The sequence below is a fragment of the Helicobacter macacae MIT 99-5501 genome, from assembly GCF_000507845.1.
In the GTDB taxonomy this organism is placed as follows: domain Bacteria; phylum Campylobacterota; class Campylobacteria; order Campylobacterales; family Helicobacteraceae; genus Helicobacter_B; species Helicobacter_B macacae.
In genome coordinates this window covers 1-16,242 of the sequence record NZ_KI669454.1, presented here as the reverse complement: position 1 = coordinate 16,242, position 16,242 = coordinate 1, and the positions used below count along the sequence as shown (strand labels likewise).

The following is a 16,242-nucleotide window of genomic DNA, read 5'->3' as shown; positions in this document are numbered from 1 at the left end:
TCACTCCCTCACTCACTTTCTAACCCTCACTCTACATTCTCTCTCGCACAACAAAATATCCAAACAAAAACACCAATCCCTATACTACCACACTAAAATTCAATCCCTCACATTCTCTTTTTATACTCTCTCCCTAGCACTTTTTCTTATTAGCATCATCTAATATTGCTTTAGCGATATTAGATACACTTGTAGAGATTTGTGAGCTAGCATTTGCTATGCTTACATTTTCTTGGGTTACAGATTCTAGGTTGGTTATGGTTTCATTGATTTGAGCGATTCCAGCAGTTTGCTCTTTTATAGATTCTGCCATATCATTGATTGATTGCACAAGTAAGTTTGTATTTGCTTCAATCTCTCCTAGTGATTTACCTGTGCGCTCTGCTAGCTTTCTCACTTCATCAGCGACAACGGCAAAACCTCTGCCGTGCTCACCAGCCCTAGCTGCTTCGATAGCTGCATTTAGTGCAAGTAAGTTTGTTTGGTCTGCTATATCTCTTATGATTCCTATGACATTTCTAATGTCTTCTGTTTGGTTAATCACTTCATTACTCCTTGAGGATACATTTTGCATAGATGAAGTGATTTCCTCTACTGCTGTTGCTGTTTGCTCTAGGCTTGAGGCTTGAGAGTTTGAGCTTTGAGTAAGAGAAGCTACTGCCTCTTCAAGTTTATCACTTTGTTCATTAAGAGAGTTTGCAAAGTTTAGTGAAGTCTTTAGCATTTTTCTTACTTCTGCACCTAGTGTATTTGTAACGACTTCTACGCGTCCTTTTGGATTTGCTACTTCAGTAGTAAAATCTAGCTTTGTATAGCTATCAAATACACGATTGATTTCGTTTAGGTCTGTGCCGACTTTTGATTGTATATTTTCTAGCATTGCATTTATCGTGTTTGTGATTTTGCTTAGGTGTGGGTTTGGATAGGATTTTGTGATTCTGGCATTTAGCTCGCCACTTTCTACCCTCTGTGCCAAAATCTCTATTTCTTCGACAGCTTTAGCGTCATTATCTAGTCGCTTTCTCATAAGGAAAATATGCTGTGCTATGGCTTGAGATATGCTACCAAACTCATCAATGCCCCCCGTCCTTAGCGGAGCAAAATCACTATTTGCACTATCTTTGTTGTCATCTTTATCCCCCTTTAGTTCCTCTTGGAGAAATGCAAAAAAGTCATCAAGCCCTTGTTTTACATCTTCCATAGGCTTCATAACCGAGTTTATACACACACTTACCACCACAAACCCAAGCAAAAGCAATCCCCCAGCCACAATTAGCACAGGCACAAAATCGCCCATAGATTTGCCGCTAGCCAAATCCGCGCTAGAATCCCCACTCATAGATGAAGCACCAAAATCACTTTTAACCACGCCAAATGAGGATTTGTCATCATCTATGATAAGCAAATACCACCCAAAAGGTAGCACCGCCACGCTAGCACTTCGTTTTTTGCTACCCTCTTTGTAGCTAAAAGTGCCTTTTTGTAAATTGTCTTTTTGTAGTTTTTCTAGCTCTTTTTGCAGATTTTTTGGCACGCGAGTGTCTGCACTAGATTTTGTAGCGATGATTTCAAGCGCGGAATCAAGTAGCAACACCTCTCCCCTCCCCACTACACTATCTAGCTCATCGATGACACTACTTAAATCACTAAGTGCGAAATCCACACCGATGACACCGCTAAACTTGCCATTGATGATAAGTGGCAAAGTAGCGATAGACTTTGTGGCTTTTTTATCCCCTTGATTTAGTTCGCTATTTTGATATTCTGCATTTTCAAGGCTATATTCCCTAGAGGATATATTCATAGCAAAGCTTTGCTTTGTTTGCACATACCACGAGCGCGTGCGAAATCCTTGCGCACTATCCCAGCTAGGCGAGGATTGATTGGCTAGCGAATTTTGCGATTGGATAAGGGTGTTGCCATCTTCTTCGTAGGTTACAAAAGCACTTAGGTAGGGCAGTTTCATTGATTTTTGGTTGTGAAGTGTTATGGTTTGGGAGAGGACTTGTCTTTGTGCTAGCACATCGTTTTTATCAAGCATAGAGATACTTTTCGCCATAGAGGACAAATCCGCTTCTATCATTTCTTGAAGCGCACGCAAAGAGAGATATGCACTATGCAGATTTGCCTGCCCTATTTTTGCCTCTATGCTAGCACTTGTGCGCTGTGTGTGGAAGTAGCCAAAGGCTAGCATAGCGCAGATGATGAGTGTTAGCACACTCATCACAGATAGCAGGAGCTTGGTTTTTAGTGATGATTTTTTGTGCTTGCTAGGGCTTTTGATAGTTTTTGTTGCTTGGGCGGTTTGATTAGTAGAGGTTGATTTGGTAGTGTGGGTGGTATTTAGCTGATTTGGTGTTTGGATTGGTGTTTGATTTGCTTGGCTCTCTGTTTGCATTTCATACCCCTTGAAAATATTTTGCCCTTTAAGGATTTGCAAGGTGGTATTTTACACTAAATTTTGGGATTTTAAGAAGTTTAGTAGGTTTGGGCTTGCTAGAACCTATGCTAGATTATCGAAAATAAAAAAAACACCACAAAAAGCCACAACGCTACAACCTCACGCAAACACAAAGAGCACAAAACTAAAAAGTATAGCTATACTGCCCATAGGCAAGCACTGCGGAGCTAAAATTTTGCACACTTCTAGCAGGGATAAATCTAGTAGCGATATTTAGGCGATTGTGTCGCAAAAACGCAAAAGAAATCCCTCCCTGCATATAAAATCCGCCATTTTTTTGCATAGTGCTAAAGCTAGAAAAATCCCGCTTATCATAATACACATATCCATCGACACCAAACCCCAAAAACCCTCCCAAAAACACACTTTTGCGTTTATTTAGGCTAAACTCTGCTAGGGCTTCGATTCCAAGTGAGAGCATACCTAGCACCCCTTCATAATCCCCAAACCCCACATCAGCACTCACATATCCGCGCACGCCGATATAGGGAGTAAAAAAGCTATTTACCCCAAATGATAGCCCAAAGGTAGGAAGCCAAACAAGTTTGTTATACATATATAGGACATTTGCACCACCATTTACACCGATGAAGTAGCCGTTTTTGTGCTTGGTGGTGGAGGTTTTTTGCCTGATATACTCGCAAAGCTCGTTGCAAGGCTGGGATTGTATAGACTTCTCATCTGCCTTTTTTTCGCTACTTTTTTGCTCGCTAGATTCTGCATCTTGTGTGGCGGATTTCGCATCATTTTCTGCGGATTCTTGGGTAATTTTTGGAGTTTGGCTATCTTGTGTAGTTTGGGTAGTCTGTGTGGATTTTTTGGGAGGTTTTTTGGCACTTAGAGGAGGGACAAAAAAGACAAAAAAAAGCAAAGCCAAAATAAAAGCCAATCTACCCGTGATACTTACCGCATTTTTGCTATCATTTTTTGTGGCATTTATACAAGGTATTTTGTTTTGATTTGTCAAGTTCTACCCTTTAAAAGTGTATAATATTTGCTTTAAGCCCTATAAAGATTCGTTATCACAAAGATTCTATGAGATTCTATGCAAAAGCAAAATTCTAACCAAATAAGGTTTATAAATGACACCAAAAATGCACTTCCTAAGCAATCAATCACAAAATCAAAAAAGCATTATTTTGGAGGGGGTTTGGGATTTTCGCACATCTAAGCAAACTCTAAAATCCCTAAAAAAAGCCCTGCAAACACACATAGAATCTATTGAATTTGATGAGAGCTGCCAAATCGATTTTGTTTTTGGGACATATTTTTTGCAGCAAATTTATGCCTGCACAGCAGATTTTAGCACCCAAAACCCTTTAGACTCCACCTCACATACGCCAAATCCACCCAAACCCCCCAAAATCATCGCCCCAAACCATATACGCCAAATCCTCCAAACCTGCGAAAATATGCGCATAAAAAAGCCACGCACTTTTGCTAGTATGTTTCGCGTGTATGTGCGCGGAGCGAAGCGATTTTGGCGCAAAGCATTTAGCAATTTAGGTCGTTATATTTGCGAGTTTACACAGAGTTTTGTTGATTTTGTAAATTTCGTGGGTATGACTTTTTACTTTCTTGGTCGCTCTATTTTTACGCGTGAGATTCGTATCGCTCCACTTTTTTATCACATAAACGAGTCAGGGTTCAAAGCACTTCCTGTGAGCTTGCTTACAGCATTTATCGCAGGCTTTGCTATCGGACTGCAAGGAGCTGTCCAGCTAGAAAACTTAGGTGCACCGCTTATGAGTGTAGAGACTGTGGCAAAGCTATCTTTGCGTGAGATGGGGCCTTTTATCCTTGCGCTTGTTATCGCGGGGCGCAGTGCTTCTAGTTTCACTGCAGAAATCGGCGTTATGAGGCTTACAGAGGAAATTGATGCGATGAAAACTATGGGCTTTAATCCTGTGGTTTTTCTAGTGATTCCGCGATTTTTGGCATTGGTGATTATTATGCCCTTTTTAGTCTTTTTAGCCGATGCGATGTCCCTACTTGGCGGTATGCTAGCCGTGTTTGCACAAGTGGGGATTGGGTTTAATGCGTGGGTTGAGCGATTTTATGAGACGGTGGATTGGGTGCATTTTTGGATAGGAGTGATAAAAGCACCATTTTTTGGCGCGGCTATCGCGCTAGTGGGGTGCTTTAGGGGATTTTGCATACGAGAAAACACTCAAGAGCTAGGACAGGCTACGACTATTAGCGTGGTAAACGCGCTGTTTTGGTGTATCACTATTGATGCTATTTTTTCATTTATCACCGCAAGGCTTGAGATATGAGCAAAAAAACCACACAAGATTTTGCAAAAAAATCTACCCTAGAATCTACCCCAAGAGACTTTACTAAATCTACAAATGCACCCAAAGGCAAGCCAATAATTGAGGTAAAAAACCTCTACACTTCCTATGGAAATCGCCTAATCCACGACAATATCAGCTTTAGCATTTACCAAAACGAGATTTTTGGGATTTTGGGCGGAAGCGGAAGCGGAAAATCCACCTTGCTAAAAACTATGGTTTTGCTTCAGCCACCACAAAGCGGCGAGATAAAAATCTTTGACAAAGACATTTGGAAGCTAAAAAACCCCACGCATTTTCTAAACCACTGCGGTGTGCTGTTTCAGTTTGGTGCGCTATATAGCTCACTAACAGTGATAGAAAATGTAGGAATCCTCCTTGAAGAATACAGCGACTACCCCAAATCCACCATAAAAGAAATCGCAAAATCCCTAATCGCCAAAGTCGGCTTAGAGCCAAACGCCTATCACCTCTACCCCTATGAGCTAAGCGGGGGAATGAAAAAGCGCGTGGGACTAGCTCGCGCCCTAGCACTAAACCCGCAGATTTTGTTCCTAGATGAGCCTACAAGCGGGCTAGACCCTGCAAGCGCACAAAAGCTAGATGAGCTTATCTGCAAGCTCCAAGATGAATTGCAAATGACGATTGTTATGGTTTCGCACGATTTGGATTCTGTGCGTGATACAGCAAATCGATTTTTAATGCTAAAAAATGGTAAAATAGAGTTTTTGGGAACTTTGCACGAGCTAAAAGAAAGCATAAGCACCCTTTCAAGCGATAATCTATTTTTCAGCAACAGAGGAGAGCGACTATGGAAAGACGCATAAATTACTTGCTTATCGGTGGCATATTTTTCGCCGTGATTGTGGCACTAATAGCGTTTATAATGTGGTTTGGACGGCTAGGAATGAGTAGCGATGAGAGATTTGGAAAATACTTTATCCAAACCACTTATGACATTTCAGGCATAAGTGCCAAGACACCGATAAAATACAAAGGCATCTCTATCGGCATAGTAGAATCTATCGCTTTTGATTCTAGCAAGGTAGGTGTGGTGCGACTAAATCTACTCATAGAAAAATCTATCCCCATAGCCAAAGGCTCAAGCCTAGTTATCGACTCTCAAGGGCTAGCAGGGCTAAACTACCTCGCCCTAAAGCAAAATCCAGCAGGGGAAATCATCACCCCAAATGATGAGCCAAGACTTGAGCTTGAGCAAGGGTTTTTTGGCAAGCTAAGTGATAAGGCAGATGAGACGCTAAAGGAGGTGGCAAGTATGCTAAAAAGCGTGGATTCTCTGCTAAATGAGGAAAACATTTATAACATTAACCGCACGCTTTTTTCGCTAAACAAAGCTAGCGCGCAAATCGCCGAGCTAAGCAAAAATCTAAATGAGCGCGTCCAAAACGGGCAATACGACATAAAAGACATTTTAAGCCCCACGCTTCGCCAAAGCCAAAAGACATTGCAAAATCTAGATTCTACGATTCAAAAAGCAAGCAACTTGATTGATAAATTCAACGCAAATCCATACTCCACACTATTTGGCGAGCAAAAGAAAAACACAAATGGGAGAACAACCAAATGAGCAACGCAAACAATACAAATAGAGTAAGCATTGATGCGCACTACACAAATACCACAAAATCTTTTTTGCTAGATTTTGCAAGCGTGCTTACAAAAGAAGCAAAAGCACTTTTAAGAAACCTCACAAAAGTGCTTAAGCGCGTTTTTGTCCCACTTTGCGCGATTTTTGCGGGGCCAAACCTGCAAGGTTGCTTTGATATAAAAATCAAAACCCAAACCCCAAGTGTGGGGTATTATTCACTGCCAAGTGTGGTAGCACCCAAAGATTGCCCATCGTTTTTGCCTATGCGCTTAGAAGTCGAAGTCGCTAGCGAATTTAACACGACAAATATTTTTATCGAGGGCAAAAACGGACGCATAGAGCCACTCAAAGATGCCCAATGGCTAGACTTGCCATCAAACCTTATCAAAACTTCGCTTGAGGCAAAAGCACAATCCCAATGTATTGCCCTAAGTAGCACCAATATCGATAGCAAAATTCCGCTTTTGCAAGTGAGGGTGTTTAGCTTTGGGATAGCCCAAAATCAAGAAAAAGAACAAGACAAAGAAAATCTCTCCGCAAGTGTCAATATGAGCCTGCGACTATCTCAAGCCCAAGCAAGCACGGCTTCAAACGCCCCCTCAAGCACGCAGACAAAATCCAAAGAGCGCAAAAAAGGCGAGCTAAATTCCAATATCCACACCAAAGTAGAAGTAGCCCAAAATTCTACAAAAAGTAGCGATGAGCAGATTTTGGCGATAAAAAACGCACTTGATAAAGCACTAGATGAAAGCATAGAGCGCGTAAATGAAGCACTCAAAAAAGACTAAGCACATATCACGCAATCCCCGCACGATAAATATATTTGTGAAAAAGCATAAGATTTTAGCGCAAAGCTAGATAGTGAGCAAAACAATGAAACCCACAAAATCCCCGCGACTAAAGCCCTCTCTCCTGCGCAAAATCTTTACCGCCGCGTCCATAAGGCGGTGGAATGACCAAGCCTGCCCTGTGGAGTTTGTCGAGCTTGACAAGCAAGCACACAAAATGGTTATCGCTTATTTGCTTGCACGCTATGAGGAGCATATAAATGGCGCGAGTATCGATTGGGAGCGGCTTATCTTGCAGTTTTGCTATGAGTTTTTTGAGCGCGTAATCCTCACAGACATAAAGCCCCCCGTTTTCCACAAGCTAACCACTAGGCACAACAAAGAGCTAGTGAAATTCACCCTTGCAAATTTGCAAGGCGACTTGGGCGAGTATGAGTTTTTCTCGCAAATGGGCGAGTATCTCACTTCTAGCGAGCACCTCGCCTCACACAGCCCTAGCCTAGAGTGCGAGATACTAAAAGCCGCGCACTACTACGCTTCTAAGTGGGAGTTTGACATTATCTATCATTTCAACACCAAAATGTATGATGTGCAAAACATAAAAAAAATCATCGACAAGCAGGTAGAAGACCACTATCATCTCGCAGGAATGCAGCAAATCGCGCTATATGAAGATGTGCGCGAGCTTATCACTATGCTAGGGCAGCTACGATTCCAGAAGCGGTGGAGTCAGACCCCTAGAATCCCCGAAACCTCCGTGCTAGGACACACACTCGTTGTCGCCATAAGCGCGTATTTGCTAAGCCTTGATTTGGGCGCGTGCAAGCAGATGCGCATAAACCATTTCCTTTGTGGGCTATTCCACGATTTGCCCGAAGTCCTTACCCGCGATATTATCTCGCCTATCAAGCACAATGTGCTAGGGCTAGATGAGTTTATCAAGCAAATAGAGAGCGAAGCAGTCGAGGAGAAAATCCTCTCAAAAGTCCCAGACAACATAAAAGAAGACATTGTGTATTTCACGCAAAATGAGTTTGCCAACCGCTACAAAATCGAGTGCTTCCCTCACTATGCCAAATCTTATGAGGAGCTTTTCGCGCAGTTTAATAGCGATGAGTATGAGCCTATCTGTGGGGAATTCCTAAAAGTGTGCGACCACCTAAGCGCGTATCTAGAGGCAAAAATCTCTATCGCACACGGAATCTCTAGCAAGGACTTAATCGAGGGCGCACAAGGCATACTTGATAAAAGGGGCGATGAAGTCATAAACGGACTTGACATAGGCGCGGTATTTAGGGAGTTTGAGTAGATTTTGCTTATGAAAATGCGACAAATATGCTAGACTTTTAAAATTTAAAAGTCTAATAAGGAGTGCGAGATGACTTTAATTGTGGAAAATGTCAAAGAAGAGTTTTTAAGCGCGTTTATAGAAGTGGCAAAAAACGCCAATGCTAGAATTATCCAGCAAGATAGTCAAAAAAGCGATAAAGATATAGATTCTAGTTTTGAGGCATTGCGCAAGGAAATGCTAGAGGACTTGAAAACCCCCCAAAACTACGCAGTATTTGAGAGACTAAAAGATAAATGAAATATTTGACAAGGAAATAAATGTATCCACTAGACATAGATGAAGAAGAGGTTAAAAACAAAGTCGCACAAGACTTTTTCGCCAAATTTGACACCACACAGCGATTTAAAAATATCGACTTTGTCATCGCTCCCAAAAAGCAAAGCACAAAAGAAAAGATTTATTTTTTGTGGGCAGAAGCAAAAAAGGGCAACAAATCCGACATTATCAAATCTTTTATCCAGCTTATCCTCACTATCGGCAAGGCACGCTTGCAAGAGTGTGAAATCCCACCGCTCTTTTTAGGTGCGTTTGATTGTGAAAAAATCGCCTTTTTGGAGTTTGGCAAGGTAGCCCACATTTTTAGCCAAAATGATTTTAATTGGGGTGTTACGCCAAGCAATCACGATTCAAAAGAGTTTAACCAGCTACATTCCCTCATCGGCGATATTCTAGCCAGCCAAAAACTACTTTTTCACTTCAAAGATGACAATGCCGAGCTAAAAGACTTTATCAAAGCAAATTTCACGCACGCACACGCAAATATTGATAAAATCCAAATTACCAAAAACAACTTTATAAACATTTACAAAAAATGGCGCGCCGCCGTTATGCCAAGTATCGCGCTTGATTGGGAAAGTGCCAAAAGGCAGGGCATTTTGGACGGGGATTTTTACCTTGCTGACTTGCTTAGCCAAAGCCACAAAACCCTTATTGACAAACTTTTTGTCATCTTGCAAGATAGGCATTATGAGCTTTTGCGGGGCAAAAATGAGCTAGGGCTTTTTACCTCACAGAGGGCAGAATTTAGAGATGAGCGCAAGGCTTATGATGCGTTTTGGCAAATCTATGAGCGACCGCCAAAAGAGGAATTTTGGGATTTTATCATTTCTCGCCGTGATTTGCTCGTGCCAGATGACATTAGGGAGCGCAAAGGGGCGTTTTTCACTCCAAAAATGTGGGTGCAAAAAGCGCAAGAATATCTAGCCGAGTCTTTGGGCGAGAATTGGCAAGAGGAATACTACATTTGGGACTGTGCCGCAGGCACGGGCAACCTGCTAGTGGGGCTAAAAAATGCGCGAAATATCTATGCCTCCACGATTGACTTAAGTGATGTGCTGATAATGAAAGAGCTAAATAAAAATGATTCGCGTGGTGTTTCTAATGCTGATTTGCGCGATTCCACCGCCGAAAAATGGGCTAAATTTGCTAGAAAGCCATATCTTTCAATTTGATTTTTTAAATGATTGTTTTTTTGACAAAGTCGATGAAAAAAGTGGCAAGATTTTGACAAAGTCAAAGCTACCCGAATCTTTGCAAAATATCATCAAAAACGAGCCACAAAGATTAGTGATTTTTATCAATCCGCCGTATGCGGAAGCAGCAAGTGCTAGGCAAGTAACAAACACGGGCGCAAATAAGGCTTTGGTTGCACGAGAAAATATGGTTTGTGAAAAATATAAAGAGCCTTTAGGTAAAGCAAATAACGAACTTTTTGCGCAGTTTTTTATGCGAATCTATAAAGAGATTCCAAGTTCTATTTTGGGTAGTTTTTCTACATTGAAATATATAAATTCAGCAAATTTTATAAAATTCTGCCAAACTTTTTTAGCAAAGTTTTTAAAGGGATTCATTATCCCTGCTTGGACTTTTGATAATGTAAGAGGCGATTTTCCTATCGGCTTTTTAGTGTGGAATTTGGGCGATAAAAGGGATATTAAAAAATGCAAAGTAAATGTGTTTAATGAAAACAATAAACGAATTGCTAAAAAGAATTTTTATGTCAATTTCAAACAAACTAAGTTAATAAACGCTTGGTATAGTTCATTTTATGATAATTCAGGCAGTGAAATTGGCGTTATGAATACAAGGGGCAACGATTTCCAAAATAAAAACTACATTAGAATAACAAGCGACAATAATTTTAACCACACTAATATAATCACAAAAAAGAATCTAATCGTTTCTTGCATTTATCTAGCAGTGCGCCACGCGATTAAAGCATCGTGGATAATGATAGAGACCAATTTTTATATCCAAACAAAAAATGGCACGATGATAGCGAGTTTCACAGCGATTGCCTAGCATTTACGCTATTTCACGGACAAAATCGCATAAGCACAAGTATTTCCCCATCCTCTGCGGAGGGGGATAAAGGGGGTGGGTATAGCGAGTATATAAACCACTTTATCCCCTTTAGCGAATCCCAAGCAGGTGCAAAAGAGGCATTCAAAAGCGACTTTATGGTGCGATTTATCAACGGCAAGTTAGGCAAAGACTCCCCCGCCTCCTCATTGCAAGCGAGCAAAGCAAGCGTGGCAATCCATAAAAACAATATAGATTGCCACGATTTTGCTCCAGCAAAATCTCGCAATGACGAAACTCTACCCTTTGATAAAAAAGAAATCCAAGCAAATACGCAAAACTTTATCCCCACAAAGCCACTAGAATTTAGTAAAGAGGCACAAGAAGTATTTAGCGCAGGACTAACACTTTGGCAATACTACCACGCGCAAGCCAAAAGTAGTGATAAATACCTAAATGACGCAAGTTTGTATGATATAAAAGAGTATTTTCAAGGGCGAGGCGAAACTATCAACGGCAAAAAAGGCAAGATGAACGCACGGAGCGAGGACACACACACTATAACGACTTAATAGCCCAGCTACGAATCGCTCTGCAAAATCTAGCTGACAAAATCACCCCCAAGATTTATGAATATGAATTTTTGCTTGAGTAAAGCCACACAAATCAAAAAAAGCCAAAAACACCAAAATCCAAATACTCTAAAATCTCACCCCCCTCACTTCATCACTTCATCACAAGCACGGATTGTATAAGCGCGTCTATGTCGCCATCTAGCACGCCGTTTGTATCGCTCGTAGCGTAGTTTGAGCGCAAGTCTTTGACCTGCTGATAGGGAGCGAGGACATAGGAGCGGATTTGATGTCCCCAGCCGATTTCGCTTTTTTCCCCAGCACTCGCGCTTTCGCGTTGCTTTGCTTGCTCGATTTCATAGAGTTTGGATTTTAGCATTTTTAGCGCGGTGGCTTTGTTTTTGTGCTGACTTCTGTCGTTTTGGCACTGCACGACTATCCCGCTTGGAAAGTGCGTGATACGAATCGCAGAATCTGTCTTGTTGATATGCTGTCCGCCCGCACCACTCGCGCGGTAGGTGTCTATGCGGTAGTCCTTTTCCTCTAGCTCGATTACTATGTCATCATCGATTTCGGGGCTTACTTGCACGCTTGCAAAGCTCGTGTGTCGCTTAGCATTGGAATCAAAAGGTGAGATTCTCACCAGCCTATGCACGCCTGATTCTGCCTTTGCGTAGCCAAAGGCATTTTCACCCTTTAGTAAAAACGCCGCGCCTTTTATGCCCGCTTCCTCGCCGTCTTGATAATCCAGAATCTCGACTTTATACCCCCTGCGCTCCGCCCAGCGCAGATACATACGATAGAGCATACTCGCCCAATCTTGGCTCTCCGTCCCGCCAGCTCCCGGCTGAATAGTGATAATCGCATTAAGCGCGTCATTTGGGGAGTTTAGCAAAATCTCTAGCTCGGCTTGGAGCAGGGAGGACTCTAGCGCACCAGACTCGGCAAAAAGCAACTCTAGCGTGTCGCTATCGCCCTGTGTGCTAGCGATTTCAAAGAGCTCTGCGCTATCGCTAAGGTTTTTGCCTAGCGCGGTGTAGGATTGCAGGGTTTTGGTGATTTTTGCTTTTTGCTTGCCCACCTCGCTAGCCTTTTTGGCGTCTTCCCAGAAGTTTGGGGAGCTCTCAATAGCTTGGAGTGTGGCAAGCTGTGCGTGCAAGTCATCGGGCTTGATGATTTCGCCAATGGTGGCGTATTTGCTTGTAAGAGTTTTTAGCAGTTCGCTGTATTGGTAAGAATCCAAGTGGTTTTACCTTTTTGTGCCTAAAATCGCTATTTCGCGCTTACTTCATTCCAAAGTTTTGGCAGATTTTGGGGCGATTGCTAGCGGTTGCTACAAAAGCCCCCAAAATCTAAAACTACTTTTTCTTTTTTGTGTTTTTGCTTGATTGCTCTGCTTGAGCTTTTGCAGCGGTGTCTATGGCTTCTATGAGGTTGCCCATAGTTGTGATTTCAGCTTCTTGGTCTGCGATAATTTTTTGAGCGATTTTGCGTAACACTTCGTCTTTTGAGTATTCAAGTGCGATTTTTGAAGTCTCAATCGCACCTTTGTGGTGTCCTATCATAGATGAGAGGAAATCCCGCTCGGCATTGCTGCTTTCTTGGATTTTCATAGCTTCCATCATAGATTCCATAGCTTTAGCATTTTTCTCGCCAAACGCCTTGTAGTCCTTTGATGAAATCTTGGTAGTTTTTACGCCTTTTTTGTCGATTAGCTCCTTAAATTGCGCTATTTCAGCTTCTTGGGCTTTGATGATGTTTTCAGCCAAAGCGATAACTTCAGGGGTTTTGGCACTCTCCAAAAGTAGCTTAGCAGAATCAATCGCACCTTGATGATGAGGTATCATATCGCTAAGGAAGTCAATCTCTACGCTTTTTGTTTGTGAGTGTTTATTCGCGTGCATTGGGCTGTGCATAGCCGATATGATTTTTTGTGATGGAGTGCTTGGGCTAGAATCCGCGCTAGCTTGTGCGGATTCTTGTGTGGCGTGAGAGTGTTCGTGCGCTTGCGAATCGTGCGCTTGTAAGAGAGGAAAAAAGCTCATAATGAGTGCGCAAAAAGCGCAAAATGTGAGTTTAGAAAGATTCATTTGAAGTCCTTTTTGTTGATTTTGTTTTGATTTTACTTGATTTGCTTGCAAAACATTAGCCAAATACATAAGAAAAAACAAAACGGCACATTATAATCTAAAATAAAAAACAAATAAAATAAGGTTGCCTAATTTGTCTTGCATTTATCTTTGCGCCCATCTTACGAGGTAGTGTCTTGCAAAGTGTTGTCAGTGTTGTCTTGGCAGCACCCTGCAAATTAGCCAAAAGTCAAGGACAAAAAGCAGTTTTTAGAATTTTGTCCAAAAACGCCACTAATCACGCTAAATCAAATATTTTAGCTAACCTACAGTAGTCTCTCATCTAACGCAGGATTTTGGCTCGCCTCTCTTGTGCACCATAGATAAAAATCTCATCAAAAAGTATGTCCTCACTCCTAAAAGTATAACTAAATGCTACCTTACCATTTGGTTCATATCGCTTGCCGCCTACGACTTTTTTGTCTTTTTCGTATAGCTCGGATTGGATTTTAGGCGAACCACCTCCGCCAAAAAATACCCGATAAATCGTCAAATCCTCTCCCTCAATAGTGATAATCTCTTTGTGCAAAGAGCCGTTTTTGTAGGTTTGTAGGATATTTTTCCCTCGTTGTTTTTCGTTTTTCGTTCTTAGTGTCTTGCCATCGGCGTTGTATAGCCATTGGATATGAGAATCCCTGCTATAAGCTACTTTTGATTCTAGCACGCCATTTTGATTATAAGTGCTACCACTTGCACCACTTGCGCTTATCTCAAACTCACTTGCAAGAGTGCCATTTGGGTGGTAGGTGCTGATTTTGTTTGCGTTTTTGACAAATGCGATTTGCCCGCTAGGATACCGCCAAGTTTCCCTAGCTCCTTGAGGTGCGTCTTTGCTAAGCGCGTTTGCAAAATCTAGTGGCTTTATGGACTCATACACTTGCTCTTTGTCGTAGTTTTGATAAGGAGAGCTAAGCACGCCATTTTTGTGCAAAGACTTGTGCAGGGGCTTTTGGCTAGGATAATCATAAACGATTTCTTCGCCATCTAGCACGCCGTCTTTGTAAAATCTAGAAATTTTCAAAATCGCATTTTGCCCATAAGTCTTTGCCTCCCCGCTTAGAAAATCATTTACATAGTTTTGTAAAAACACGAGATTATCACGCGCATATCCACTAGAGCTGCCGTTTTTTCTGCCATTCACATAGGTTGTCTTAATAGCGATATTTTGCGCATCAAAAAATAGATTCTCGCCATTTAAAATGTCGTTTTTATAGTGCTTTTTAGCGATAATCGAGCCATTTCTGTAAGTGGTACTTGCCCCCTCTTTTTTAGAATTTTTATAAGTCTGTGTTGTGCGCGTGCTACGCAAAATACTAACCACTTCTCCTTCCAAAACCCCCTCCCTATAAGGCACTTCTTTGACAACCTCGCCATTTTTATAAATCCTACTTATGCCATCAAGTTGCCTATTTTTGAAGCTTAGGCTAGCCAAAATCGCACCATTTTCATCATAAATATGGATAAGCTGATGCCTTTTTTCATTTTCTTTTTTTAGGTGCAAAATAGCATTGCCATCGCTTCTAGGAGAGGATTTTGCTAGCTCATTGTAGGATAGCTGCAATGGCAGTGGTGGAGGAAGCGTAGAGGGAGTTTTGGGGCTTGGAATCGATTTTGGCGGATTTGTGCTTGATTGGGTGGTGGCTTTGGGTGCTTGGCTAGATTCTTGGTTTTTTGCTTGAGTAGACATTTGCTCTTTGGAATTTTTTTGCACATTTTTGCTAGAATCTAGCTTTTGGGGCTCTTGGGGGGACTTTTTGGATTCTTGGGGGGGGGATTTTGTCTTTTTTGTAGATTCTACTTTTGTGAAGTCTTTACTAGGCTCTTTACTAGGCGAGGTTTTTGCAGATGAAGCGGGATTTTGTGAGGTTTTTTTGCTTTGGCTGTGGGTTGCTTTGGCTACAAGTGTGGTTTGCGTGTCTTTGCTTTGTGAATCGCTTGGAGAAGTTTGAGTAGAATCCACCTCATACTTGGCACAGCCCCAAAAAGCAAGCAAGAAAATAGTGCAAGATAGCATAGATAAGTGTATGTGAGGCTTTGTGCTTGGTTTTTTTGATTGTATTGATTGCGTGGAATCTATCTTAGAATCTAATTTTTTTGTAAAATCAATATTTTTTATAAAATCAGTCGTGCCAAAAACCCCTACACCAAAAACTACTTTAGGCTTTGTAATCCACATTTTTGCCAAATTTACCCAAGTTTTAGTCATTTTTATCATATTGCCAAAAATCATCATTTTTCCCCATTTTTTGCAAATTTTCCGTGATTTTGATTCCCCCGACTTTGCCCCGATTTATTTTGCGCTACACATTTGATTTGCGCATTTGTGTGAATGTTGCGGGTATTATAGCAGATTTTGCACCAAAATCCACATAGCCACAAATAAAGCCATCAACGCCTACAAACTTCTAGCCAAAAATCTTCGTAAATTTATTGCAAAAATTTTGTTGCAAAGGTGTAGTAGCATTTGCAATAGGATTAAGTGGGTAGAATTTATGACATTATTTATATGAGATTTTGCACTTTTTGTGTTGAGATTATTTTTGTTTTCATAGCCAAACTTAGCGTGAATATTTTTATGTTTTCTAAATAACTAATATAAATAATCCAAGTTAAAGATTAAGTCATAAACTTTGTAGAGACATAAAAAATTTACATTTCCACCGAAATTTTTCCAACCTCCCCCCACAAATCTTTCACACTTTTTCACACTTACTTTATGACATTTGATATTTTATCT

At 41.3% G+C, this 16,242-nt stretch carries 14 protein-coding genes; 9 read left to right on the top strand and 5 right to left on the bottom strand.

Going from position 1 to position 16,242, the window contains the following annotated elements; translation table 11 throughout:
- Window positions 1–133: 133 nt before the first annotated feature.
- Window positions 134–2,398: a methyl-accepting chemotaxis protein gene (locus HMPREF2086_RS00060; protein ID WP_023926684.1), complete on the bottom strand. Its 2,265-nt coding sequence runs from the start codon at window positions 2,396–2,398 to the stop codon at window positions 134–136.
- 187 nt (window positions 2,399–2,585) lie between these two features.
- A complete protein-coding gene (locus HMPREF2086_RS10465; RefSeq protein WP_023926683.1) occupies window positions 2,586–3,428 on the bottom strand; it encodes a hypothetical protein in 843 nt (280 codons plus the stop codon).
- Window positions 3,429–3,543: 115 nt separating this feature from the next.
- On the opposite strand from HMPREF2086_RS10465, the gene HMPREF2086_RS00050 reads away from it, so the two are divergent.
- The 9 genes from HMPREF2086_RS00050 (at window position 3,544) to HMPREF2086_RS11980 (ending at window position 11,376) form a co-directional block, all read left to right on the top strand.
- A complete protein-coding gene (locus HMPREF2086_RS00050) occupies window positions 3,544–4,737 on the top strand; it encodes an MlaE family ABC transporter permease (RefSeq protein WP_023926682.1) in 1,194 nt (397 codons plus the stop codon).
- A complete protein-coding gene (locus HMPREF2086_RS00045) occupies window positions 4,734–5,582 on the top strand; it encodes an ABC transporter ATP-binding protein (protein WP_023926681.1) in 849 nt (282 codons plus the stop codon). The genes HMPREF2086_RS00050 and HMPREF2086_RS00045 overlap by 4 nt, the downstream gene beginning before the upstream one ends.
- Window positions 5,567–6,343, top strand: a complete 777-nt coding sequence (locus HMPREF2086_RS00040; protein WP_023926680.1) for an MlaD family protein — start codon at window positions 5,567–5,569, stop codon at window positions 6,341–6,343. Before HMPREF2086_RS00045 ends, HMPREF2086_RS00040 begins: the two co-directional genes overlap by 16 nt.
- Entirely contained in the window at window positions 6,340–7,152 is an 813-nt protein-coding gene (locus tag HMPREF2086_RS00035) for a hypothetical protein (protein ID WP_023926679.1), read from the top strand. The genes HMPREF2086_RS00040 and HMPREF2086_RS00035 overlap by 4 nt, the downstream gene beginning before the upstream one ends.
- Before the next feature lie 85 nt (window positions 7,153–7,237).
- On the top strand, window positions 7,238–8,461 hold the full coding sequence (locus tag HMPREF2086_RS00030) for an HD domain-containing protein (protein ID WP_023926678.1): 1,224 nt from the start codon (window positions 7,238–7,240) through the stop codon (window positions 8,459–8,461).
- A gap of 69 nt (window positions 8,462–8,530) precedes the next feature.
- Entirely contained in the window at window positions 8,531–8,740 is a 210-nt protein-coding gene (locus HMPREF2086_RS00025) for a hypothetical protein (RefSeq protein ID WP_023926677.1), read from the top strand.
- Between the two features lie 20 nt (window positions 8,741–8,760).
- A complete protein-coding gene (locus HMPREF2086_RS11990; protein ID WP_023926676.1) occupies window positions 8,761–9,954 on the top strand; it encodes a hypothetical protein in 1,194 nt (397 codons plus the stop codon).
- Window positions 9,863–10,804, top strand: a complete 942-nt coding sequence (locus tag HMPREF2086_RS11985; protein ID WP_232219079.1) for a hypothetical protein — start codon at window positions 9,863–9,865, stop codon at window positions 10,802–10,804. Before HMPREF2086_RS11990 ends, HMPREF2086_RS11985 begins: the two co-directional genes overlap by 92 nt.
- Window positions 10,726–11,376 carry a hypothetical protein gene (locus HMPREF2086_RS11980; protein ID WP_023926674.1) on the top strand — a complete coding sequence of 217 codons (651 nt, stop codon included), beginning with the start codon at window positions 10,726–10,728 and terminating at the stop codon, window positions 11,374–11,376. Before HMPREF2086_RS11985 ends, HMPREF2086_RS11980 begins: the two co-directional genes overlap by 79 nt.
- A gap of 154 nt (window positions 11,377–11,530) precedes the next feature.
- Here HMPREF2086_RS11980 and prfB read toward each other — a convergent pair whose 3' ends face one another.
- The 3 genes from prfB to HMPREF2086_RS00005 form a co-directional block, all read right to left on the bottom strand.
- Window positions 11,531–12,619: a peptide chain release factor 2 gene (gene prfB / locus HMPREF2086_RS00015; protein ID WP_023926673.1), complete on the bottom strand. Its 1,089-nt coding sequence runs from the start codon at window positions 12,617–12,619 to the stop codon at window positions 11,531–11,533.
- Window positions 12,620–12,734: 115 nt separating this feature from the next.
- Window positions 12,735–13,466, bottom strand: coding sequence for a DUF305 domain-containing protein (locus HMPREF2086_RS00010; protein WP_023926672.1), 732 nt, complete (start codon window positions 13,464–13,466; stop codon window positions 12,735–12,737).
- A gap of 322 nt (window positions 13,467–13,788) precedes the next feature.
- On the bottom strand, window positions 13,789–15,738 hold the full coding sequence (locus HMPREF2086_RS00005) for a toxin-antitoxin system YwqK family antitoxin (protein WP_148374442.1): 1,950 nt from the start codon (window positions 15,736–15,738) through the stop codon (window positions 13,789–13,791).
- Window positions 15,739–16,242: the final 504 nt, after the last annotated feature.

What these genes read in the sequence shown, in the direction of transcription:
- HMPREF2086_RS00035 (WP_023926679.1), top strand. Translation starts at nt 6,340, where the DNA reads ATGAGCAACGCAAACAATACAAATAGAGTAAGCATTGATGCGCACTAC.
- HMPREF2086_RS00040 (WP_023926680.1), top strand. Translation starts at nt 5,567, where the DNA reads ATGGAAAGACGCATAAATTACTTGCTTATCGGTGGCATATTTTTCGCC.
- HMPREF2086_RS00005 (WP_148374442.1), bottom strand. Translation starts at nt 15,738, where the DNA reads ATGATGATTTTTGGCAATATGATAAAAATGACTAAAACTTGGGTAAAT.
- HMPREF2086_RS00045 (WP_023926681.1), top strand. Translation starts at nt 4,734, where the DNA reads ATGAGCAAAAAAACCACACAAGATTTTGCAAAAAAATCTACCCTAGAA.
- HMPREF2086_RS00050 (WP_023926682.1), top strand. Translation starts at nt 3,544, where the DNA reads ATGACACCAAAAATGCACTTCCTAAGCAATCAATCACAAAATCAAAAA.
- HMPREF2086_RS00030 (WP_023926678.1), top strand. Translation starts at nt 7,238, where the DNA reads ATGAAACCCACAAAATCCCCGCGACTAAAGCCCTCTCTCCTGCGCAAA.
- HMPREF2086_RS11985 (WP_232219079.1), top strand. Translation starts at nt 9,863, where the DNA reads ATGATTCGCGTGGTGTTTCTAATGCTGATTTGCGCGATTCCACCGCCG.
- HMPREF2086_RS00060 (WP_023926684.1), bottom strand. Translation starts at nt 2,398, where the DNA reads ATGCAAACAGAGAGCCAAGCAAATCAAACACCAATCCAAACACCAAAT.
- HMPREF2086_RS00010 (WP_023926672.1), bottom strand. Translation starts at nt 13,466, where the DNA reads ATGAATCTTTCTAAACTCACATTTTGCGCTTTTTGCGCACTCATTATG.
- HMPREF2086_RS00025 (WP_023926677.1), top strand. Translation starts at nt 8,531, where the DNA reads ATGACTTTAATTGTGGAAAATGTCAAAGAAGAGTTTTTAAGCGCGTTT.
- HMPREF2086_RS11990 (WP_023926676.1), top strand. Translation starts at nt 8,761, where the DNA reads ATGTATCCACTAGACATAGATGAAGAAGAGGTTAAAAACAAAGTCGCA.